This window comes from Bacillus sp. hwrm1, from assembly GCF_040207805.1.
Taxonomy (GTDB): Bacteria; Bacillota; Bacilli; order Bacillales; family Bacillaceae; genus Bacillus; species Bacillus velezensis.
The window spans coordinates 3933291-3957451 of sequence record NZ_CP157943.1; the positions used below are offsets into that span (position 1 = coordinate 3933291).

General features: G+C 43.4%; 19 protein-coding genes and 5 tRNA genes. 8 read left to right on the forward strand and 16 right to left on the reverse strand.

All coding sequences use genetic code 11. From position 1 onward, the window contains the following. Window positions 1–3 precede the first annotated feature (3 nt). Window positions 4–849: an aldo/keto reductase gene (locus tag ABK447_RS19705; RefSeq protein ID WP_079891478.1), complete on the forward strand. Its 846-nt coding sequence runs from the start codon at window positions 4–6 to the stop codon at window positions 847–849. A gap of 52 nt (window positions 850–901) precedes the next feature. On the opposite strand, the gene ABK447_RS19710 is transcribed toward ABK447_RS19705, so the two are convergent. Continuing rightward, window positions 902–2068, reverse strand: a complete 1167-nt coding sequence (locus tag ABK447_RS19710; RefSeq protein ID WP_094031450.1) for a DUF4885 family protein — start codon at window positions 2066–2068, stop codon at window positions 902–904. Window positions 2069–2202: 134 nt separating this feature from the next. Here ABK447_RS19710 and ABK447_RS19715 point away from each other — a divergent pair, with 134 nt between their 5' ends. Further along, complete coding sequence (locus tag ABK447_RS19715) at window positions 2203–3084, forward strand: hypothetical protein (RefSeq protein WP_041481998.1); 882 nt, start codon at window positions 2203–2205, stop codon at window positions 3082–3084. 102 nt (window positions 3085–3186) lie between these two features. Here ABK447_RS19715 and ABK447_RS19720 read toward each other — a convergent pair whose 3' ends face one another. The 15 genes from ABK447_RS19720 to ABK447_RS19790 form a co-directional block, all read right to left on the reverse strand. Next, complete coding sequence (locus ABK447_RS19720) at window positions 3187–3840, reverse strand: ABC-2 transporter permease (protein WP_025650153.1); 654 nt, start codon at window positions 3838–3840, stop codon at window positions 3187–3189. Continuing rightward, window positions 3818–4690 (reverse strand): ABC transporter ATP-binding protein, encoded by an 873-nt coding sequence (locus tag ABK447_RS19725; protein WP_025650152.1) that lies wholly within the window; start codon window positions 4688–4690, stop codon window positions 3818–3820. The genes ABK447_RS19720 and ABK447_RS19725 overlap by 23 nt, the downstream gene beginning before the upstream one ends. Window positions 4691–5293: 603 nt before the next feature. Then, complete coding sequence (locus ABK447_RS19730; protein WP_025650151.1) at window positions 5294–6268, reverse strand: TIR domain-containing protein; 975 nt, start codon at window positions 6266–6268, stop codon at window positions 5294–5296. 15 nt (window positions 6269–6283) lie between these two features. Continuing rightward, window positions 6284–8695, reverse strand: coding sequence for an ATP-binding protein (locus ABK447_RS19735; RefSeq protein WP_132106656.1), 2412 nt, complete (start codon window positions 8693–8695; stop codon window positions 6284–6286). Between the two features lie 691 nt (window positions 8696–9386). Next, the gene (glmS, locus tag ABK447_RS19740; RefSeq protein ID WP_007609074.1) at window positions 9387–11189 is read right to left on the reverse strand and encodes a glutamine--fructose-6-phosphate transaminase (isomerizing); all 1803 of its coding nucleotides are present in this window, start codon (window positions 11187–11189) and stop codon (window positions 9387–9389) included. A 431-nt stretch (window positions 11190–11620) separates the two neighbouring features. Further along, window positions 11621–12967: a phosphoglucosamine mutase gene (gene glmM / locus ABK447_RS19745; protein ID WP_007408011.1), complete on the reverse strand. Its 1347-nt coding sequence runs from the start codon at window positions 12965–12967 to the stop codon at window positions 11621–11623. Between the two features lie 17 nt (window positions 12968–12984). Then, the gene (locus ABK447_RS19750) at window positions 12985–14424 is read right to left on the reverse strand and encodes a YbbR-like domain-containing protein (protein WP_015239058.1); all 1440 of its coding nucleotides are present in this window, start codon (window positions 14422–14424) and stop codon (window positions 12985–12987) included. Continuing rightward, window positions 14417–15238 (reverse strand): diadenylate cyclase CdaA, encoded by an 822-nt coding sequence (cdaA, locus tag ABK447_RS19755; protein WP_003156763.1) that lies wholly within the window; start codon window positions 15236–15238, stop codon window positions 14417–14419. Before cdaA ends, ABK447_RS19750 begins: the two co-directional genes overlap by 8 nt. Window positions 15239–15403: 165 nt before the next feature. Next, entirely contained in the window at window positions 15404–16030 is a 627-nt protein-coding gene (gene rsiW, locus ABK447_RS19760) for an anti-sigma-W factor RsiW (protein WP_007408013.1), read from the reverse strand. Between the two features lie 13 nt (window positions 16031–16043). Next, window positions 16044–16607 (reverse strand): RNA polymerase sigma factor SigW, encoded by a 564-nt coding sequence (gene sigW / locus ABK447_RS19765; protein ID WP_003156766.1) that lies wholly within the window; start codon window positions 16605–16607, stop codon window positions 16044–16046. A gap of 230 nt (window positions 16608–16837) precedes the next feature. Continuing rightward, window positions 16838–16909 (reverse strand) — tRNA-Gln (locus ABK447_RS19770). A 4-nt stretch (window positions 16910–16913) separates the two neighbouring features. Beyond that, a tRNA-Tyr gene (locus tag ABK447_RS19775) sits at window positions 16914–16998 on the reverse strand. Between the two features lie 19 nt (window positions 16999–17017). Next, window positions 17018–17090 (reverse strand) — tRNA-Thr (locus ABK447_RS19780). A 5-nt stretch (window positions 17091–17095) separates the two neighbouring features. Then, a tRNA-Val gene (locus ABK447_RS19785) sits at window positions 17096–17171 on the reverse strand. A 3-nt stretch (window positions 17172–17174) separates the two neighbouring features. After that, window positions 17175–17246: transfer RNA gene (locus ABK447_RS19790), tRNA-Glu, on the reverse strand. A 180-nt stretch (window positions 17247–17426) separates the two neighbouring features. Between ABK447_RS19790 and ABK447_RS19795 the strand changes: the two genes are divergently transcribed. The 6 genes from ABK447_RS19795 (at window position 17427) to ABK447_RS19820 (ending at window position 24161) form a co-directional block, all read left to right on the forward strand. Further along, window positions 17427–17879, forward strand: a complete 453-nt coding sequence (locus ABK447_RS19795) for a DUF523 domain-containing protein (protein WP_007408014.1) — start codon at window positions 17427–17429, stop codon at window positions 17877–17879. Between the two features lie 18 nt (window positions 17880–17897). Continuing rightward, window positions 17898–18374, forward strand: a complete 477-nt coding sequence (locus ABK447_RS19800) for a GNAT family N-acetyltransferase (RefSeq protein WP_053573800.1) — start codon at window positions 17898–17900, stop codon at window positions 18372–18374. Between the two features lie 99 nt (window positions 18375–18473). Continuing rightward, window positions 18474–19403: an N-acetylmuramic acid 6-phosphate etherase gene (gene murQ / locus ABK447_RS19805; RefSeq protein WP_094031449.1), complete on the forward strand. Its 930-nt coding sequence runs from the start codon at window positions 18474–18476 to the stop codon at window positions 19401–19403. 128 nt (window positions 19404–19531) lie between these two features. Then, window positions 19532–20899, forward strand: coding sequence for a PTS transporter subunit EIIC (locus ABK447_RS19810; protein ID WP_015239055.1), 1368 nt, complete (start codon window positions 19532–19534; stop codon window positions 20897–20899). Window positions 20900–20917: 18 nt separating this feature from the next. Continuing rightward, on the forward strand, window positions 20918–22201 hold the full coding sequence (gene pbp4b / locus ABK447_RS19815; protein WP_043021528.1) for a penicillin binding protein PBP4B: 1284 nt from the start codon (window positions 20918–20920) through the stop codon (window positions 22199–22201). 46 nt (window positions 22202–22247) lie between these two features. Beyond that, window positions 22248–24161, forward strand: coding sequence for a glycoside hydrolase family 3 protein (locus ABK447_RS19820; RefSeq protein ID WP_094031448.1), 1914 nt, complete (start codon window positions 22248–22250; stop codon window positions 24159–24161).

Sequence of the window (24161 nt, forward strand, 5' to 3'; positions counted from 1 at the left end):
TTAATGATGACTGGAGCAATTCCGCAAAAGAAACTGCTGGATGGGACAAGCATTCCCGCGATCGGCTTCGGTACATACGCTCTTAACGGAAACAACGGCGTTCATGCCATTACCAGCGCCATTGATATCGGCTACCGTCTGATTGACACCGCTTATAACTATGAAAATGAAGGATCGGTCGGAGAAGCCATCAAGAGAAGCTCTGTTCCGAGAGAACAGCTATACGTGACGTCCAAGCTGCCCGGGCGCTACCATGACTATGACAAAGCTGTACAAACCATCCAAGAATCTTTATACCGCGCCGGTCTGGACTACTATGACCTGTATCTCGTCCATTGGCCGAATCCGAAACAAGACCGCTACACGGAAGCATGGCAGGCACTGATTGATGCGAAAAAATGGGGTCTGATCCGATCCATCGGCGTCTGCAATTTCCTGCCTGAGCATATCGAACGGCTCGAACGTGAAACCGGCGTAAAGCCAGGCATCAACCAAATAGAACTGCATCCCGCTTTTAATCAGCAGCAGCAGCGCCAATGGCACGAAGAACAGGGCATCGTGACAGAATCATGGAGTCCGTTATCCCGCGCCGGCGAAGTATTGAACGATCAAAAACTCGGACGGATTGCGGACAAATACGGCAAAACCATTTCCCAAGTCATTTTACGCTGGCATATCCAGCTGGGCGCCATCCCGATTCCAAAATCAGCATCGCCCGAGCGCCAGCTTGAAAACATCTCCGTTTTTGATTTCTCCCTTGATGAAAACGACATGAGCATTATCGACTCGCTTACCCGCCCCGACGGACGCATAAACGGCCAAGACCCGGCGGAGTATGAGGAGTTTTAAGTAAACGCATAAAGAAAAGCTGACGGCATCATTTGTCAGCTTTTTTCTCAATTTATATACGCACACCCAGCTCCCGTTTCCATTCAGAAAGCCAATCTGTATCCCCAGATCCGTATTGCCTGCTTTGGCCGACATCACGCAGAGATCCGTTTTTATACTCAATGGACAGAACCAAATCAGGAATTGCATCATAACCCGTTCTCGCAAGCTTCGTGAGCCCCTGTCCGTAATGGGCGGCCGCTTCTGCCGCCGTATGTTTCAGCAAAGGATCGTGCTGCAGCGCTTCCTTATAGACGTCTAAAAGGTCGCGTCCGTCTTCTGTGACGTACTTTCCGTCCACGATCTGCAAGTCTTTCAGATGATAGCCGGTCACCTCATACATTTCCCGAACGACTTGATATTTCTCATATGTTTCCGGCGTAAACTGCGAGGAGTCATCACTCCGGCTGCGAATGATGTGCGCAAACAGCTCTTTGCTGTTTTCCCCGGAGTTTAAGACGGCTTCAATCTGCTGAGTGAGATCTTTATCGTCAGTCCCGCTCACTTTTAACAGATAATCAATCGGTGATATCGTAAATGTAAGATTCGCACCCTCCGGAATCTGAATATGATTCCGATGAAAAAGCATATCTATCTGCTGATTGACCTGCCCGCGCTGAAACACCTTTTCATTTTCTCCCTCAATCTCTCCGCTGAGCGTTTCACCCCGAAACGCCGCATCACGGAAATCATAGCTTTGGGCTTTCCCCTTAAACAGCCATTCCGTTTCATTATGATAAGCGGCCTGACGCTCCGATTCTGATAAATCACTTCTGAAATAAGGTGAATCGGCACGCTGGTATTTATCCTTAATATAATGCAAAGGATCTGGTTTTCGTTTATTGATTTCATTGATACGGCTGTATTTCTCATCAAGAATCTTGCTCGCAATATCACTCTCAGACTCATACGGATTATTAGCGTCTATTACCGTCTCTTTCCCATTATCCGTAATCGTTTTCTGATTTGCAGATTGATATAAACGGGACAGGCTGCTCCCTTTCTCAGTGACACCGCTCCTTGAATAATTCACCTGGCTCAGATCGCGGGTCCCGCCTGCCTGAATCAATAAGCTGTCCGGCCCTTTTGCCGCATCTTTCACATTTGTTTTGGAAGAATACCGCTGAAGCACTTGCTGAGCCATTACTTGATTTTTTATATAACGAGCGTTTAGGCGCATGTTTTTAACCTCCGCTTGAGATGATGTTCTAGTGTTTGTATCGGCTGTTTCCCAGTTGATTTTAACCTAAAATAACAAATGTTTACATCATGAGGGTTTTTATGTATGATGTAGTCAAAAAGGAGGAATTTTCCATGAAAAAGTATATATCTATACTATTTGTCAGTGCAATCTTATTATCAGGCGTATTGTTTGCACCTTCAGCCTCAGCCTCTGCGTCTCAAAAGAACTCATCACAAATAAGCGCCATTACAGGAAATCATTCATTTGAAACTGCCAATCCAGTAGGCTACTGGAAATATAAAAATATTGATACTGCCATATTGCCAAAAGGGGAAAAAGATTCGTATTTCACTTTCACGGCAAATAAGGGAGAAAGACTTTATGTCAGGAGTTCAACAAGAAGTGAATACAAGGGAATGGACATTGAAATTTATAATAAAAATAAAGTACTGATCAGTAAAGGCACAGAAGTGATAAATCCTGATACGGCGCTACCTTTTATCTATGCGAATACAGATGCGAAAGAAAATAACGAGACGTTCTACGTGAAAGTGTCCCGCGGCTCCTACACTGACGATATGTACTTTACACTCTCTATTTACGACCGAATCAAATCCGGCAGTGAGACCTTCTCATTCAGCGGTACAGCTGAAAATAAAGGGAACACAAGCCTCAGTCCGAATGGATCAGATTCAACTGTTCTTAGACTCGACTTAACCAAACAGACAAGCATTCCAAGAGACGCCACAGTGAAAAGAATCAACACCACCGCAACCCAAACACCAAGCCAAGGAAATACAAGCCACTACATCATGTCGGAAGAAAATAAAGTGTGGCACCGTGCACTTGCAAACAGCTCCACACAAGGGAATTACGGTATTACACTGGATGATAACCTCTCAGCGGCAAGCATCTGGAATTTTAAATACAACACACTTGCAACAGCAAAATCGACTATGAAAAATGTAAAATTGAAGATTGATTATGAGTACGATGTGACAACGCAGTTTTAATTAGAAGAACAGCCGCCCATTGGGCGGGCGGCTGTCTGCTTGGAGTTAAAGTGAATTTATGAGCCCGTGCCATGTCTTATCCTGTTATAACTTGATCAGTTGCTAAAATTCTTTTTTATGATATATAGCTGCGGCAATGAAAAATGAAATGATATATAAGATAACGCCGATCATGAGATATATAACCGGAACATATAAAGAAGGATTTATGTGCAAAAATGACAGCGGTATTTGTTCTGCTACATACCCAACGACACTTTGCAATCCAAAGGTAGCAAAAAGTCCCCCCATTGCCCCTCCAATTACAATAGCATCGGATTTTTCCGGGCCTATCATGTAGAGAAGAGGATAAACGATTGCACCGGCAAAGAGAACGATGAACGTTCCAAAAGAGACAATATTAAATATGCTGTCAATCGGTTCATCAGATCCCAGGCTGTATACAAAGAAAACACCATAAGATAGTACGGCTCCGATCACAACAATCAAAAGATAAAAGAAATAGTGGCTTTGAACAATATTTGTTCTGCTGACCGGTAAAGTCAGGACATACCTGTCATAGCCAGACTTGCTCTCATACTTTATAACCTCAAGTGCGGGCATGACGACAAACAAAATAATCAGCATAGCAACAAAACGATGCATTGAAGCATCCCCAAAATAAAAAATGACTGCTGATACCAATATGGCCAACCCCGTGTATGCAAAGAAACTTCGATAAACCAGGTAATAGTTAGTCAGTAACAGACCTCTCAATGTTTTCACTCCTCGTTAAAAAGACGCTGATTTCTTCTATGGAAATGGTGTTGGCCGTTACGCCATTCGGCAATTTCTGTTGATCCGATACAAGCACACTCCAATAAGATCCATGTTTCCTTTTTGCTAGAACGATATCTTCGTCAAGCTCAGCCAATTGGCCTTCATCAACGTCTATAACAGTATAGCTTTCAAGAACCTTATCTTTCTCTTCATTTAATAAAATTTCGCCATCTTTCATAATAATGATATGGCTGGCTATCTTCTCGACATCAGTCATAATGTGCGATGAAAGTAAAATACCGCCGTTGCTTTTACTCACAAAGCTTTTTAATTCATTTAACAGATCATCTCTTGAAGAGGGATCAAGCCCTCCCGTTGCTTCATCCAAAAGTAATAATTTTGCATTATGCGACAAAGCAACAGCTACGGATAACTTCATTGACATACCGCGCGAGAATGTATTCACTTTTTTGTCCATAGGTAAAGAGAAAGAATGAACCAACCGGTAAAAATGATCTTGGTCCCAAGCGTCGAATAGTTTCTTAAATACATGATTCAGCTGCTTTATCGTAAGGTGCGCAGGAAGATTCATCGCATCAAATACGACCCCAATATCTTCTTTGAACTTTATATGTTTATCCAGATTCTCTTTACCAAAAATTTTCACTTTACCTCTATCCTGAGAGATTAATCCTAATATCGTTTTAAATGTTGTTGACTTGCCTGCGCCGTTATCACCGATAAAACCGACAATTGATCCGGCAGGCACATTGAATGTAACATCCTTTAAAACTGCTTTATGGCCAAAAGATTTGCTGATGTTTCTGATTTCTAAAAGGTTTGACATCATTCCACTCCTATCATTGCTGTCAGGACTTTTTTAAGAATTGAACCGGATTATTGTAAAAATGTTGTTATTTTTATATCTAGTCGAGGTATTCATAATGGATCAGGAGTCGACAAATACAAAAGGGATTTTAAAGTCTTAAGCATAATGTGAAATTGTAATCGATTGATTACATTTATATAATGGACTATTCATGATGAAAATTGCTGGAGGTGATTACTTTCCGATGAGGCATGCACAAAACAATTTACTAATGATTACATTTATGGATGTTAACCGGAATGCATCTCGTATTATAAAGCAGGTGTTAATCCTTTTCAATATATAAAAGGGGATTTCTTTACAATCGCAAAGAGTATGTATTTCTCATTTCCGCATTAAAAAAACCCCTCTGGCTAATAATGCAGCTTTCGAATAAAGTTCAATTAAAAGCATTTTGCAAACGTTGATTTTATAATAGAAGAAACCCACACATTTTGAACAAAGTTTGATCAAAATGCGTGGGTTTGATTTTTGTGTGGAGTTTGGTTTTATAAAAAAGATTGATATAAAATATCAATTTCCCACTATGTATATGGCATTAACTAAATTCAAAGCAATCATTTAGTTAACACTTTGGTTAATTTCTTTTATAAAAGCTGTATAGTCAGATGCTTTTAGGTCACTTAAATTAGTATTGTTCCAATCACTTATATCAGATAAAAATTCACTGACGTTATTTGTGATACTCTTTATTCTTTTTAACTCCTGTAAAGGTTCAATCTTATTTGTATCTTGAGTTATTTTCTGAATCATTTCCGAGTATGCCTTCTCTTTCTCTTCCCAATAAGATATATATCCTATCCTTTGCTCAAAAGAATATATATTAGCTGCAATTGTAGTCGGTATCTCTGAAAGTGAAGGTACAAATTCTTTATCAGAATCTTTTAGTATAACTAATAACATTTTCTCTTTATATTCACGCGAACGCATAACTTCAGATATCTCATACATACAATTTACTGATTTTAAATATTGGTCACTAATAATACTAATAACAAAATCGTGTTTCCCAATAGTTTTCATGAAATCTTTAATACTATCTTTAAACTCAATGTTTCGAACATCTCTAGTCAAAGTATACCCCATATTTTTGAAATCATTATCAATTAAATCAGCAAACGCTACATCATTCCAACAATATGAAATAAATATCTTCTGGTTCTTCATCTGTTCAGCCACTCCACTATCACCAATTTTATAAATCGTTTTATTTACTGTTACTAATTCCTCTGCTTTATTAATAGAAATATAATATAGCCTAATGTCTTTTAAAGTAAAGTACTCACTTTTAATATTTATAATACCCTCTATCAAATTTTGAACTCTCTCCAAACCAAATCTAAAGGGAAAATTCTTTATTTCTAATCTTTTTCCATCATCTCGTATTCCAAAGACTATATCTCCACCGTTACTGTTCGAGTATGCAACAATTAATTTTGCTATTTCTTCATGACTCGCAATTGGGTGTATATATGTTGTATTCTGTCTATTATTTGTACTTATTTTGTTTTCAATATCTTTAATTGTTCTAAACACTAAAAAGTACCTCTCTTATAACTTAGTCAATGGAATTTTAGATATACCTGTTGTTTTAAGCAAATCACCTAAAGTAACCATTCGTTGTACTTCTCCATCATCCGTCCATAATTGATAGTTGACATCATCTAAAGCCTCTAATTCTTCATCATAATAAAATATTATTTTTTGATAATCACTTGGACGAATAATGATTCTAAAATCATTTCCGTTATACTTAGCCGGAAATACTGTATCAGAATACTTTTCATTCATCCATTCTTCTAAAGTTGCCGGAAGTGTATAATCTTTAAGTCTGCTTAAATACTTAAAAATATTTTCTGTACTTCTATGTAGTAATTTCTCAACATAGCGTTTCATTTCTTCGGATGAGGTAATAACATGTTTTAATTGATTGATAATATCTTCTTTACTCAGTTCAGAGTTAGTTACAATCTCCATTATTTTATCTCGATTATTAATAATTTCATCTAATTCTTCAAACTTAATGTTATTTTCCTCTATTTTTTCCGCTATTCTATATCTTCTCAGATTTTCTTCTGGAGAAGATAACATCATTCTCTTTGAATATAAATTCCCAAACCATTTTTTTGATTTTTCAGGATTTGATAGGAACCAATTAGTTAATCTATTAAATATTTTTTGGGTAGATTCATTTCTTTCTATCCTGTCAATAGTTTCCTCACTGAGAAGTTTTGATACTTTGAGCTCAATTTGATCAGAGCATATTTCATTAGTCTTAATTTTTTTGGGGTGTTCTTCGAAATAGTGTTCAAATGAAATAATATCTAGTTTCAATAACTGTCCTTCAATTTTCTCACCCAATAATGTTAAGATCTGTTTTAATTCTTGATCTATATTTTTATCAAGATAAATACAGGCGAACTGTACAAATTCATTAATTTGATTCGGTACAAATGCCGATTTTACAACTTCATCAATACCTGCATCCTTAATCCAAAGAGAAAAAAATGCATTTAACCACTCTGCATATAGAGTCTTATCATTCAAACAAGCAACTAATTTATCAATATTTGAATCTTCAAAAATATCGTTTATCCAAGAGAATCCAGCATTCTCTCCAAAAACCTCCGCCCAGCCTAAGTAAGTATCTTTAGTTGGTATCGATACTCCGTTATAATTAGATAAAACATCCCAAAGTAAGTCCTTATGTGTGCTTTTTTTTGTTTTTGGTATGCCTATTGCTACGTTACCATTATTATCCTTAAATGCTAATCGTTTCAAATCTTCCAAATGATTATGGATAGGAACAATTGGACTCTTCTCAATATGCTCTTTAATTTCTTTATAGCTATAAGCCTGAATATTTGATGAAGTAGAGGGTTTTAAAATGCAAATATTAAATTCATTTCTTGTCCTTTTACTTTCTGAACAATAATCTATTAATTCCTTGTATAAAGAGACAGCTACCTTTATTAATTCATTATTTACTGGATTGCTATCTCTAATAGCATTTCTGTCCCTTTCTACTTCAAATAATCCTGAATTAACTACTATAGGAAAACTAAATTTTTCAGTTCCTAATAGAGGAAATTCACAAAAGACCCTTGGCATGGCATCAGGAATTGGTAAGAAATATAATTTCTTGTCTTTACGTTCAATAGCACAACCAATAGTTACATTATTTTCATTTAATATTAGCAACTCTTTAATACTATCAGAAACGTTAATTTGAACAGCTTTTAGCTTGTTATTTGAACGTGAAGTTTCTACTTTCTCCTTTTTGTAACAATCACCATTGTATGTAATAGAGTTGATATTCTTATTAAAAGTTAATACATAAGGAATAGTCTCTTTTAAATCTTCTATCCCTTCCTCTACTGCTTCTTTTATGTCATCATCCTGTATTAAATAAACGAATTTTGTATCCTCATACTCTTCTTGTAATTCCTCTTGATTTCTGCTTACAAGATCTAATTGTTCTAGCATAATTTTTGTTTTATTCTTAATATCGCTATAATCATCTCCTGACCTATCAACAATGAACTCAAATTTTGTATACCTACTATCTTCTTGGCTAAACGACCCTTCAATTCGTACAACCTCTGATAATAAATGAGTCGACATAAAACCTGTTCCAAATTTTCCTGTTTTCTTTTCTTCTGAACTTTGCTTAGATGAGATTTGTGTGATTAAATCTAATAAATTTTCATACGAAAATGGCAGTCCATTATGACTAAATATGATTTGATTATTAGAGTAATCAATTTTTATATCTATTTTCTTACCTTTAGGTGTACAGTCTGATGCATTTTGAATTAGTTCCCATATCCATCTACGCCTAATAGTCTTTTTTTCTATTTCTGAAGACTCTCTTATCTTTTTCAATTCATCCCAAATTGTATTAGAACTCGCATCTAAAACTTTATTTAATAAAACCTCTTCATTAGACATAGTAATAATCAAACCTCTTTTTCCCTGTATTTTTCTGAATTCCCGGGTATTAATTTCTTTTTATTTTCGGCATTATAAGATTTGAGGAGCCTTCTATATTATTCATTTAAATATCCTTTACGAATTCTCCAACTCTCTTGATTTAAGTAAAGATGATAATATTACCTAGATCTCGAATGGGTTTAAAACTACTTCAAAAACATTAACTGATATTTCTCAGTATATTGATTTTGTACAACCTTCTAACCAATATTTATTCGTCTCCCTAAGCCTTTATCATAACAATGTGTTCTTTTGTTTTAAGAACTGTATGATGGTTTATTTCTAACTCATCTGCAACCTTTCATTGATAATATAATCTAATGATTATCTTGTATGCTAATATTATTTTCTAAATATTCAGTTAAATGTTATAATTATTGTTTTATATCAGATAGAAGGCTCCTACTATCTTCCTTATTCAATTTATTATAAACGATGAGCATCCTTATTGTAGTTAACACTTGAATGTTTAGCTCCAGTTTATGTATTTTTTAGCTCCTATACCTTTTTCAATCAATTTTTCTACTTAGTTTTCTGTTTAGACATGAAAATACCCCTTTAGATGAGTATATCTAAAGGGGTAGAACGGTGCAACTTTTTCCAGGAACAATACAAACTTTGAATTTAAAACAACATACTGTTTTCTTTCCTTGTCAAATCCTTATTCCACAGTCACACTCTTCGCAAGGTTGCGCGGTTTATCAACGTCACAGCCGCGGTGCAGTGCAGCGTAGTAAGCGATCAGCTGCAATGGCACAACAGATACCAGCGGAGCAAGCGCAGGGTTGACTTCCGGCAGGATGAATCTGTCGTCTGCGTCTTCTAAGCCTTTCAGCGAGATGATGCAAGTGTTGGCGCCGCGGGCTGCGACTTCCTTCACGTTTCCGCGGATGCTCAGGTTGACGTGTTCTTGTGTCGCCAGCGCAAATACCGGTGTTCCTTCTTCAATCAGAGCGATTGTTCCATGCTTCAGCTCGCCGCCGGCGAAGCCTTCCGCCTGGATGTAAGAAATCTCTTTCAGCTTCAGGGCGCCTTCGACACATACGAAGTAGTCAAGGCCGCGGCCGATGAAGAAAGCGTTTCTTGAAACAGTCAGGTACTCACGTGCGATCATTTCCATTTCGTCCTTCTGGTCGCAGAGGGCTTCCATGGCGTTTGCCGCAATACCTAATTCTTTGACCAAATCAAAACCGATATCAACGCCGTTGCGTTCTGCTGCAACGGACGCAACGATCGCAAGCACGGCAATCTGAGCCGTATACGCTTTTGTTGATGCAACCGCGATCTCAGGGCCTGCGTGCAGAAGCAATGTGTAATCCGCTTCACGGGAAAGCGTTGATCCCGGAACGTTTGTGATCGTCAGCGCTTTGTGACCCAGCGCTTTGACTTGAACAAGCACGGCGCGGCTGTCCGCTGTTTCTCCGCTTTGAGAAAGGAAGATAAAGAGCGGCTTCTTAGACAGAAGCGGCATGTTGTAAGAGAATTCACTCGCTACATGCACTTCAACCGGTACGTTTGCCCACATTTCAATATATTGTTTCCCGACAAGACCAGCGTGGTAGCTCGTTCCGCAAGCCACGATATAAATGCGGTCCGCTTCCGCCACGGCGTCAGCGACATCGCCGGCCACGGCCAGTCTGCCGTTTTCGTCCTGATACGTTTGGATGATTTTGCGCATAACAAGCGGCTGCTCATCCGTTTCTTTTAACATGTAGTGAGGGTATGTGCCTTTTTCGATATCACTGGCGTCAAGCTCAGCGATATAAGACGCACGTGTCATGACTTCACCGTCAAGGTTTTTAATCACGGCTTCGTCTTTTGTCACGATCACCATTTCTTTGTCCAAAAGCTCAACGTATTCATTCGTTACTTGAAGCATAGCCATCGCGTCAGATGCCACGACGTTAAACGTATCTCCAAGGCCGATTAACAGAGGGCTTTTGTTTTTTGCAACGTAAATGGTGTCTGTGTTTTCACCGTCAAATAATGCAATTGCGTAAGAGCCTTTTAACAGAGTCAGTGTTTTGCGGAACGCTTCTTCTGTACTAAGTCCTCCCGCCACAAATTGCTCGATCATTTGAACGACTACTTCAGTGTCCGTGTCGCTTTTCAGTTCAACGTTTTCAAGATATTCGCGCTTCAGCTGAACATAGTTCTCGATCACACCGTTGTGAACAAGTGTAAAGCGACCGAGTGCGCTTTGATGCGGGTGAGCGTTCAGGAAGCTTGGTTCGCCGTGAGTCGCCCAGCGTGTATGGCCGATTCCCGCTTGAGATTCAACCGTGTGATCCACCACTTCACGAAGGTCGGCGATGCGGCCTTTTTCTTTGTACACATGCACGCCCTGCTCATTCGCCACAGCGATACCGGCAGAGTCATAACCGCGGTACTCAAGCTTCTCTAATCCTTTTAACAAAATCTCTTTCGCATCAAGCTGACCGATATAACCTACAATTCCACACATATTTTCTTCCTCCTAAAGGTGCAAAAGGAGACGAAGAAAGTCAAATTACAAGGGGACTTTCAATCGTCCCCTCCCACATGTTTTTTTGGAAGATCATGTGATTTCTCTTTGTTCGGAGAGTCGCCCCTCCGGTTTGAAGAAATCCTTACGGCTGTGATCTAAATGAATCAGCCGGGAGGCATCCGCCGAAAATTCGATAACCTCCATCCTCGTCAACTAAGCCGTTTTTCGGGCGCTTAGTTCGGGCGCTGTAATTATAAAAGATGCAAACAATCCCGCCTTTCCTGCAAGTGAAAAACAAAGGCTGAACAAGCTTGATTTTACAGCATGTGCCAAGGACGGTCAATTATTTTTTGCCGCCCCGGCATCATGTTTACTATCATATTATGCTGATCGCACTTGTCTTGTTCGCTCTCTGCTTATAAACTTCGCTACTCCGCTCCCATTTCTGTCCGCACGACATCCACGATTTTTGTGACATATTCGTCACAAAGCTCTTTTGTTCTCGCTTCGGCCATCACTCGGACGAGCGGTTCGGTGCCTGACGGGCGCACTAAAATCCGGCCGTCTCCGTTCATTTCTTTTTCCACTTCAGAAATAACGGCCTTCACCTTAGCGTTTTCTTCTACCTTATATTTATCCGTCACTTTCACGTTCACTAAGAGCTGCGGGAATTTTTTCATTTCATCCGCAAGTTCTGAAAGGGTTTTGCCGGACGCCTTCAGCGTATTCACAAGCATGATCGCGGACAAAAGACCGTCGCCGGTAGTGTTGTAATCAAGGAAAATAAGGTGCCCTGACTGCTCGCCGCCGACATTATAGCCGTCTTTTTTCATCGCTTCTACGACATAGCGGTCGCCGACTGCCGTTTGAACGCTTTTGATTTCTTCTTTTTCAAGCGCTTTGTAAAAACCGAGGTTGCTCATCACAGTCGATACGACGGTATCATCCTTCAGACGGCCCTCTGATTTCAAATACTTCGCGCATATGTACATAATCTGATCACCGTCGACGATGTTTCCTTTTTCATCAACAGCAATGAGGCGGTCGCCGTCTCCGTCAAACGCAAGGCCGATATCGGCGTTTTTTTCTTTGACGAAAGCACTCAGTGCTTCCGGGTGTGTAGACCCGACGCCATCATTAATGTTTAATCCGTTCGGAGACGTCCCCATTGTAGACACGTCAGCATCGAGATCGGCAAAAAGGTGCGTCGCAATGGATGATGTCGCACCATGGGCGCAGTCAAGCGCTACATGAATGCCTGTGAAATCTTCGTCCGCCGTCTGCTTTAAAAATTGCAGATACTTTTGAACGCCTTCAAAATAATCGTTTACAAGCCCGAGGTCCGCGCCTGTCGGTCTCGGCAGCTTATCTTCCGGTTCATCCATGAGACGTTCAATCTCGGCCTCCTGCTCATCAGAAAGCTTAAAGCCGTCCCCTCCGAAAAATTTAATTCCGTTATCCTGTACGGGGTTGTGAGAAGCGGAGATCATGACGCCCGCCTCAGCATCCATGGCTTTCGTTAAATAGGATACCCCCGGCGTAGAAATAACGCCGAGGCGCATCACTTCAGCTCCGATCGATAAAAGTCCGGCGACAAGGGCTCCCTCCAGCATATGTCCGGAGATACGTGTATCACGGCCGATCAGCACTTTCGGGCGCTGCTTATCTTTGGTCAGGACATAACCGCCAAAACGCCCAACTTTAAAGGCCAGCTCTGGCGTAAGCTCGCTGTTGGCAACACCTCTTACACCATCTGTTCCAAAATACTTGCCCATTTTGTATCGCTCCTTTTTCATTCTGTTGAAGAAGAATCAGCGCTTGATCCGTCTTCATCCTGGTCTTGATTTTGATCCTGGTTTTGACTTTTATTCTGATCGCTGTCAGTATCGTCTTCCCGGTTCTTGTTCTTGTCTTTGTCTGCGTCTCCGCTTGTGCCGTTCTTATTGCCGGAATCAGCGGAGCCGCCGTCATTTTTATTTGAACTTGTGTTTTTCTTAGAAGTCAGCTTGATCTTAACCGTGTCTTTAGACAGGGACCATGTGACGTTTTGCGGGCCGTTTACTTCTAGCTTTACAGAGTGCTCTCCGTCATCCAAGTCCGAGACATTGGCATACAGTTCAATGTCCGACTTTTTCAGCGCCTTAATGTTGGCGGGAGAGCCTTTGGCCGTAATATTTATCGCCTGCGATTCAGGATCGAGAAACTCAATCTGCTGTGAGCCTCCCAGTCCGACCGTCTTGATTCCGACATTGTCAAAATCCTTTTTGTCTTCACTGTCCACTTTAACATGAAGCGTGATTTTTTCCGGTGATACCTTGGTGACACCCTTAGGAAGCGGGATATCGGCATTGATATCGGTATCTTTATCAATTTTGCCTAAATCAAGAGATACGCCGTCAATAAATTCAAGTGAATCCAGCACATCCTGCGGACCGTAAACCGTCACCTCACTCGGATTCGAGTCAATGCTCGCAACGCTCACCCCGTCCGGAAGACTTCCCTTCCTTTCGATTTTGAAAGGAAGCTTTTTGCTCGGACTGGCTACGGGAACCGTCACTTTAATGACTGACGGTTCAACATCAACAGGAAGTGCGTTGCCGTCTTTGTCATAGACGGTCACCTTCACTTCCTTTTCAATGGTCTCATTTGCATTTTCTAGGTTCACGGATGCTTTGACAAGTGAAATGTTATCAATCACATTTTTCGAACCTGTAATCTGCACGTTTTTCGGGCTGATAATCGGCTGCTGAGGGGTATATCCCTTTTTCATTTTGCTTTTATTGTAGTATTCAACTTCCACGGGAAAACTCTCAGCCGTTTTTTCCTGAATCGTAACCGTCGTGACTGACGGGTTAATGGAGATCGTCAGTCCGTCCGATACGTTTTTCGCCTTCAATTCGACCTTATGAGTCCCGGTCTTCAGCTTATTCATATCGGCGTATATCTCAAAATTCTTCGTCTGTCTCGCCTTTTTCACCGCGCTTGTCGAGCCTTTAATCGTGACATTTACGGTCTGGGGCACGCCGGTGACGACATAGTTCGCTTCATCATAGTATGCTTTTACAGGAATATCAGTAAGCGTAGCCTCGTCAGTCGTTGATGTCGGAAAAAAGGATTCCCCCGGCTTTTTCGGAGTCGGCGCCTGGTTGTTGTTAACCGCAACGTAAAGCAGCAGCGCAAAGAGCAATGCAATGATCTTTACAGCCCAGCGGTTGTTTAAGAATTTATCCATTTTTCTTGCCCCTCCAGTACCAGCGGTTAGAAGAAGTATCTCTGGCGTTTTTCTTAAACTCGGCTTCAAGCATTTCTTTCAGTGCTTCTTCCGTCAATTCTCTGTGAAGGTCTCCGTTTTTGGCCACACTGATGGCGCCCGTCTCTTCAGATACAATAATGGTTAAGCTGTCCGTCACTTCACTGATGCCGACAGCCGCTCTGTGACGCGTCCCCAGCTCCTTTGAAATAAACGGGCTTTCAGAAAGCGGCAGATAACAGGCAGCCGCCGCAATCTCGTTATTTTTCATAATGACCGCTCCATCATGCAGCGGTGTATTCGGGATGAAGATATTAATCAAAAGCTCCGAGCTGACCTGCGCATTAAGCGGGATGCCCGTCTCAATATAATCGCCCATTCCCGTATCGCGCTCAATCGCGATGAGTGCGCCGATGCGGCGTTTCGCCATGTAGCTGATCGATTTTGTAATCGCTTCAATTGTCTTATGCTGCGCTTCCTCCACGGGGGTTCCGCTCCTGGAAAAGAACCGGCCCCGTCCGAGCTGTTCAAGCGCCCGTCTCAGCTCAGGCTGGAATATAATGATGATCGCTAAAAATCCCCATGTTATCGCTTGGTCCATCAGCCACTGAAGCGTGCTGAGTCCCAAATATGAACTGGCCATCCGGACCAATACGATGACGACGATTCCTTTTAAAAGCTGAACCGCCTTCGTCCCGCGTATGACCATGATTAATTTATATATCACATACCAAACAAGGAGAATATCAACGGCATTGCCGAGGTATTGCAAAAATGGGATGTCCTCAAAAGCCATTTCCTCGTCCTCCAAGAATTCAGTCATTTCGTTTTTCTGTTATGAATTGTGCTGCATGAGCAATATGTACATCATATAGCGTGCTCATTATACCACATTTTGATTTCTCAAGTGAAATGAGCCAGCGCGGCGATGCACAAAAAAAGAGTAAAGCGATTATACGCTTTACTCATCTTCACTCGGGTCCAAAGCGCTCACGACGCCCTGGCCCGCCGATTTCAGTTCGTACCAGACCCAGTCAAACAATTGGTTAATCTCTTCAATCTGCCCGGTGACTTGTCCGGCTGAGGCCATGTATTTTTCTCCGTTGACGACGGTCACATTGCCGTCGACTTTTCCTTCAATGAACAGCTTGCCGTTTTTTACTGTGACATCGCCCTTTACGGTCTCGCCTTCAGGGACGGTGACCGTGTGATTCTGCACGACAAGGTTCGGCTGTTTGGACACACTGAAATTGTGGTCATTATGCCAGCTGTTGAAAAAACCGCCGCCCATTAAAATCACAAAAACCGCTGCGGCTGCAATCATCGGATGAGTTTTGATCCATCGTTTTACAGAAGCGCGTTTTTTCTCTTTTGGAAGATTCGCCATAACTTTGGCAGTAAAATCAGCAGGGGCCGTGACATGCGATGTGCTTCGGACGAGTGCTATGGATTTCTCCATTTCATGAAAATGCCGTTTGCAATTCCCGCATGACTGCAAATGTTGTTTTAATACGTTTTCATCTTCAGGAAGGATATCTCCATCAAGATGCTTATGCATAAGCTGCACGATCTGTTCAGGACAGCTCATTTCATCACCCCACTTAAAGATCCCTCAATTGTTTTCTAAGAGCCTCTCTGCCTCTGTGTATCCTTGTCTTGACGGTGCCGACAGGGATATTCAGAATCTCCCCGATTTCAATTAAAGAGAGTTCGTCAATATACTTTAATACAATAACCGTTCTGTACTTGTCAGGCAGCTTTAAAATCTTTTTCTGAATTGTGTCCGACAGCTCCAATGACAATACGGCGTCTTCAGGGAGAACCCCGTCCGCGGCGATCTGCGAATACATCGTCAGCCCTTCTGCTCCCGCTACTTCTGCGTCCAGATAGTAATCAGGCTTTTTCTTGCGGATGCGGTCAATGGTCAGGTTGGTCGCAATTCTGTAAAGCCACGTTGAAAACTTTCTGTTGATATCGAAACTGTCGATATTGACATACGCTCTGATAAAAGCTTCCTGCGCAATATCTTCCGCTTCGTGAACATTGCCGAGCATGCGGTAGCAAAGCTGGTAAATCTTATCTTTATAAAGGTCAACGATTTCTGCAAACGCATTTTGATCGCCTTTTTTGACTTGCTTGATTCTTTTTTTAATCAGGTTTTCCATGTTTTATCTTACCTCTGCCCTTCACCGGTCTGTATCTATACGTTGATTGTTTTAAAAGGTTTCATTTTTTTTATACATTTATTTTACCAAATTTCAGGCAGGGTGTAGATGGAAAATACAGAATATACTGCCTTAACAGCAGCTTAAAAATAGTATATCTGATGAACAATCAGAAATCGAAACAAAATGCTGATAAAAAAAAGACACCTTTATGCAAAAGGTGTCTAAGACTGGGCTAGCTGGATTCGAACCAACGCATGACGGAGTCAAAGTCCGTTGCCTTACCGCTTGGCTATAGCCCAAAAATGGTGGAGGGGGGCAGATTCGAACTGCCGAACCCTGAGGGAGCGGATTTACAGTCCGCCGCGTTTAGCCACTTCGCTACCCCTCCGTATTTTTTTGAAAAACAGTGCCGGCCAGAGGACTTGAACCCCCAACCTACTGATTACAAGTCAGTTGCTCTACCAATTGAGCTAGGCCGGCAAATATGGTGGAGGATGACGGGCTCGAACCGCCGACCCTCTGCTTGTAAGGCAGATGCTCTCCCAGCTGAGCTAATCCTCCATATGACCCGTACGGGATTCGAACCCGTGTTACCGCCGTGAAAGGGCGGTGTCTTAACCGCTTGACCAACGGGCCGTTATGTCCGCGTCGAGCTGACAAAAGTTATTATATACAGGTTGTACCCCATTTGTAAAGAGGAAAATTATTTTTTTTATTTTCAAACTTTTTTACCCGTTTTTTAACTGAAAAACTCATCCCTCCTCTCTTATTTCATTTATGATGAAAGTATCAAAATATTGAAGGGAATGGACACAGATGATCTTAGTCAGCTCTTGTCTCGGCGGTATCGAATGCAGGTATAACGGCTCTCACGCCGCTTCGGAAAAAATCCGCAGACTCGTAGAAGAAAAGAAAGCTGTTATGGTCTGCCCCGAACTTTTGGGCGGCTTCACCACTCCCCGCGAACCGGCGGAAATCATCGGCGGCACGGGCGAAGACGTGCTGAACGGAACAGCAAGAATCGTAACGGCATCAGGCGAAGACGTTACGGCTTTATATATGGACGGCGCGGAAAAAACATTAGCATACGCAAAAGAAATAGGCGCCGCCACGGTCATCCTTAAAGAAAACAGTCCGTCCTGCGGCAGCAGCTTTATCTATGACGGCACTTTCTCAGGAAAAAAAATAATCGGAGACGGCATCACTTCCGCTCTTTTAAAACGGGCAGGCTGCCGTGTTCTATCAGAAGATGAATTGGATCAATTATAAAAAAGGAGAGTAGATATCATGGATGTAGCCCTGTCCTTTTATAAACCGGAGCATGCAGACGGGCTGAACGGGTTTGTGCTGAGTGAAGAAGATAAAAAGTTCACAGCTCTCCCGAAGGATGTACTGCCGCAGGCTCTTGTCATCCGGGATCGCTACCCGACAGTCATTTTAAATGAAGACCGCCCCGTCGGTTTTTTTATTTTACATACCTCAAAAGAAACCATTGCCCCGTATTCGAATAATGTGTCTGCCATTTTGCTGAGTGCGCTGTCCTTACATGCGCCGCATCAGGGAAAAGGTTATGCCAAACAAGCGATGCTGCAGCTCCCCGCTTTTGTCGCAAATTACTTTCCTTGGTGTGATGAAATCGTGCTTGCTGTAAACCATCGCAATCATCGTGCAAAGAACCTGTACCGGTCTTCCGGTTTTATTGATAAAGGTCGTCGCAGGATCGGCCCCATCGGTGAACAGCACATTCTGCATCATTTTTTGTGAAAGCGCTTGATTATTCATCTCATCCCTGCCGATTTTTCTTGAAACATCTATTCAGAAGCCCATATACTTCAAGTATTAACGACTTGGGAGGGTACAATCATGATAGACCGGCTTAACATTCACAGATTGACCACAGAAACCAGAAATCCGCAGACCGCTTCAATCCATCAAGCAGACACGATAGAAATTCTCCGCATCATTAACGAAGAGGATTTCAAAGTGGCTGAAGCCGTTCAGCAGGTGCTGCCCGATATTCAGATTGCCGTTCAATTCGCCCATCAATCATTACGGCGAAACGGCAGGCTGATTTATGCGGGAGCGGGCACAAGCGGCAGACTCGGTGTACTGGATGCGGTTGAATGCCCGCCTACATACAGCGTAAGTCCCGACACCGTCATCGGTCTGATGGCCGGCGGAGCAGACGCCTTTTTGCAAGCGGCTGAAGGTATAGAAGACAGCGAGGAAACCGGCGCTCTCGATCTCAAAACGATTGGGCTTACCGCAGAAGACAGCGTAATCGCCATCGCGGCAAGCGGGCGCACGCCGTATGCGGCCGGTGCGCTGAAATACGCAAAAACAATCGGCGCCAAAACCGTCGCGCTCACATGCAATAAACACTCATTGATCAGCACTTATGCCGATCACAGCATTGAAGTCGTCGTCGGCCCCGAAGTGATTACAGGGTCAACACGAATGAAAGCGGCGACGGCACATAAAATGATTCTGAACATGATTTCCACGGCCGTGATGATCAAAAGCGGCAAAGTGTACGAAAATTTAATGGTGGACGTTCATGTCAGCAACGAAAAATTGAAAGAACGCGCAATCGGCATTATTCAAAGCATCACGGGCGTTCCGTACGACAAGGCAAAAGAAACGCTTGAGGCCGCAGGCAGCCATGTCAAAACGGCAATCGTCATGCTGAAGACAAATTCAGACGAAACACACGCGAAGGCACTGCTCAAAGAAGCAGACGGCTTCATTGACAAAGCCATTGAACAGCACGTTTCAAAAGAAAAAGAACGCTGATCGTTCTTTGGTGAAAAATAATGTGCTTTTACGAGCCCGCGCCGTTTTCATGATCGGCGCAGGCGCTTTTAGGACGCGTTTCAGGCACAGCTCCCCGGGAAAAATCGTACGGACAAAGGAGGATCTCCATGAGCAAAGAGGCATTTTATCAGTCACTGGCCAAAGACATCCTGGACAATTGCGGCGGTTCATCGAATATTTCAGGCTTTACCCACTGTATGACACGCCTGAGGATTACACCTTTAGATCAGGACAAAACGGATATTGAAGCGCTGAAACGGCTTGACGGGGTAATAGGCGTCGTCGAAGCCGAAACACTGCAGATCATTCTCGGTACGGGTGTCGTCAATCATGTCGCCGACGCTTTCGCAAAACTTATGTCATCCGGAAAAAACATTGATTTAAAAGAAGCCGCCTCACGGAAAAAAGCCGATCTCAACAGAAAAAACACCACACCCATCACACTGTTTCTGAGAAAAATATCAAGCATCTTCATTCCCCTTATTCCCGCACTCATTGCATCAGGTTTAATCACCGGTATTACGAAAGCCGTCATTCAGGCCGGCTGGCTCCCGAAAGAATCCCAAATCGCACTTATTTTAACGGTTATCGGTTCAGGCTTATTCGCTTACCTCGGCGTCCTTGTCGGCATCAATGCGGCGAAGGAATTCGGCGGGACACCCGCGATGGGCGGCCTTGCGGGCATATTGATCCTTAACCCTGAGATCGCCAATATCAGTTTGTTCGGAGAGAATCTGCTCCCTGGCAGGGGAGGATTAATCGGCGTTCTTTTCGCTGCGGTTTTTATCGCTTATACCGAACGGTTTATCAGAAAGTACGTCCATCAATCCATCGACATTATCGTCACGCCTACATTGTCTTTACTTATCACCGGGCTGGTGACATATGTCGTTTTTATCCCTGCAGGCGGTTTTATTTCTGATCTGATTACATCAGGTTTATTGTCGCTGCTGAATGTCGGGGGAGTGCTCTCAGGGTTTGTACTGGGAGCCGCCTTCCTGCCGCTTGTCGTCACCGGCCTGCATCAGGGCTTGACTCCCGTACATTTGGAATTAATCCGATCAATCGGAGATGACCCGCTTCTTCCGATTCTCGCGATGGGAGGCGCGGGTCAAGTAGGGGCGGCCTTCGCCATCTTTATGAAAACAAAAAAAGCCTCATTGAAAAGAGCGATCGGCGGAGGACTTCCATCCGGTCTGCTCGGAATCGGAGAGCCGCTCATCTTCGGCGTCACGCTCCCGCTCGGCCGGCCGTTTTTGACGGCGTGTTTAGGGGCGGGAATCGGCGGCGCCTTTCAAGCCCATTTTCAGGTGGCTACTTTTTCAATCGGTGTCTCCGGCCTTCCGCTCTCGTTTCTCGTACAGCCGGCTCAAATCGTTTTGTATATCATCGGTCTCTTCATCTCTTACGCGGCGGGCTTTGTCTTCACTTATGCGTTCGGATTTAAGGATGACATGGCTGCTGAATTTGAATAAACCGGGAGGGATCAGAATATGAAAACACTGACAGCCGCCATACTCACAATGGTCATCAGCCTCTCTTTTCTGCCGCAGCACAAAGCCGAAGCCCAATCCAAATTATACGACGCAGCAAAGCTCAGAAAGGTTGATCAAATGATTGAAAAAGACATCGCAGCAGGATTCCCCGGAGCCGTCCTCGTCGTCGTAAAGGACGGACGGGTGATCAAAAAGAAAGCATACGGCTACAGCAAAAAATATGACGGGAACACCCTTTTATCCCGTCCGAAAAAAATGAAAACATCAACCATGTTTGATCTAGCTTCCAATACAAAAATGTACGCGGCGAATTTTGCATTACAGCGACTCGTCAGCCAGGGAAAGCTTGATGTGTATCAAAAAGTCTCGGCTTACCTTCCTGATTTCAAAGACAGAAAAAGCGATCCGATTCAAGAAAAAGACCGCATTCGCGTCATCGATGTGCTCCAGCATCAATCCGGTTTGCCGGCAAGCTTTTATTTCTATCAGCCGGACACCGCAGGCCCTTTGTATTCACAAGAACGGGATAAAACGATCCGTTTTCTCACCCAAATCCCGCTTGAATACAAACCGGGAACAAAACACGTATACAGCGATATCGGTTACATGCTTCTCGGCTGCATCATTGAAAACATAACCGGAAAAACCCTTGATGCCTATGCGGAACAAGAATTGTACAAACCGCTGAAACTGACGCACACACTGTTCAACCCGCTGCAAAAAGGCTTTAAAGAAAAAGCATTCGCAGCTACTGAACGTTTAGGCAACACACGTGACGGAGTCATCCATTTTCCTCACATCAGGACGTATACGCTGCAGGGGGAAGTTCACGATGAAAAAGCATTTTACTCAATGGGAGGGGTGTCCGGTCACGCCGGGCTGTTTTCCAGAGCTGATGATATGGCCGTCCTTCTTCAAGTCATGCTGAACGGAGGCAGTTATAAACACGTTTCTCTCTTCAATAAAAGAACGGCCGATTTGTTCACAACGGCGGCATCCTCTGATCCGACTTTCGCTCTCGGCTGGCGGAAAAACGGCAGCCCGGATATGGAGTGGATGTTCGGCCCTTATGCAAGCAGGCAGGCATATGGCCATACGGGATGGACCGGCACCGTCACGATTATTGATCCCGCTTATAAGCTGGGGATCGCACTTTTAACCAATAAAAAGCATTCCCCCGTCGTCAGTCCCGGTGAAAACCCGAATGTTTTTGAAGGGGATCTTTTTCCGACCGGAAGCTACGGCAGCGTCATAAAAACGATTTATGAAGCCATTGAATGACAACCCATGTCTTTTGTCCAAACTATGAAGGCAGGAGGGCACCATCATGAAACTTGTCATCTCAGCTGTATTACTGTTGTTCATTGTTTTCGGCACGCATCATGTATCGACAAAACCGGACATTCCGTCACAGGCGGAACAAGCGGTATCCCGTATGACATTAGATGAAAAATTAGGGCAGATGCTCATGCCTGATTTTCGCAATTGGCAAAAAAAGGGGCAGTCATCACCTGAGGCTCTTACCCAAATGAATGACGAAGTCGCAGGGCTTATTCAAAAGTACCGGTTCGGCGGCGTTATCTTATTTGCAGAAAATGTAAAAAACACTGAACAAACGGTACGCCTGACAGATGCCTTTCAAAAGGCGAGCCCTGACATTCCGCTATTATTAAGCATTGATCAGGAGGGCGGCATCGTAACTAGACTTGGTGAGGGCACTCATTTCCCAGGCAATATGGCGCTCGGAGCCGCTAGAAAAACAGCCTACGCGTCCCAGACCGGCGCCATTATCGGGAAAGAACTGAAAGCACTGGGCATTAATACGAATTTCGCTCCCGTTCTCGATATCAATAATAATCCCGGAAACCCTGTCATCGGCGTCAGGTCGTTCAGTTCAGACCGAGATCTGACAGCTTCACTCGGCCTTGCCTCAATGAAGGCTCAGCAAAAGCAGGATGTCGCTGCCGCCGTCAAACATTTCCCGGGACACGGCGACACGGATGTCGACAGCCACTACGGCCTTCCGCTTGTCACCCACAATCAAGAAAGGCTGCGTCAGATTGAACTTTATCCGTTCCGGAAGGCCATTCAGGCCGGAGCTGATATGATCATGACAGCCCATGTGCAATTTCCCGCGTTTGACGATACAACCTATAAAAGCAAGCTGGACGGTTCAGACATCCTCGTACCCGCCACACTCTCGAAAAAAGTGATGACTCATCTTCTCCGTGGAGAAATGGGATTTAACGGCGTCATCGTTACGGATGCATTAAATATGAAAGCCATTGCCGATCATTTCGGCCAGGAAGAGGCGGTCGTCATGGCCGTAAAAGCAGGAGTCGATATTGCCCTGATGCCGGCCCAAGTGACATCGCTGCAAACGGAAAACCGCTTTGCCCGGGTTCATTCCGCTTTAAAAAAGGCGGTACAAAAAGGGGAAATTCCGCTGCAGCAAATTAACAAATCAGCGGAACGCATCATTTCCCTGAAAATAAAAAGAGGGATATATCCCTCCCCGAAAGAGAAAAATCTGAAAAAGAAGATTGCAAAAGCAAAGAAAACCGTCGGCAGCAAAAATCACCTGAAAGCGGAAAAACAAATCGCGGAAAGGTCCGTCACCGTCTTACAAAACAAAAACCGCACGCTCCCATTCAAACCGAAAAAGAACAGCCGCGTTCTCATTGCCGCTCCATATGAAGATCAAACAGCGTCAATGGAACAAACCATTCGGCAGCTCATCAAAAAGAAAAAAATCCGGCCGGTAACCATCAGTAAAATGAACTTCGCCGAGCGTACATTTCATGATGAACACAAAAAGCAGATATCTGACGCTGATTACGTGATTACAGGCTCATATGTTGTGAAAAATGATCCTGTCGTAAACGACGGCGTGATTGACGATTCCGTCACAGATCCCGGCAAGTGGACGACTGCATTTCCGCGGGCCGTCATGAAAGCCGCACAATCGAACCAAAAACCCTTTGTGCTGATGAGCCTGCGTAATCCATATGACGCTGCGAACTTTGAAGAAGCTGAAGCCCTTATCGCAGTCTACGGCTTTAAAGGATATACAGACGGACAATTTCTCCAGCCAAACATTCCGGCAGGCGTTGAAGCGATATTCGGACAGACAAAACCGCAAGGCAGGCTGCCCGCTGACATTCCTTCCGTCACGCATCCGGGAACGACACTGTATCCTTATGGTTTCGGTATCAATCTGAAGACCGGAAAACCGCTTTAA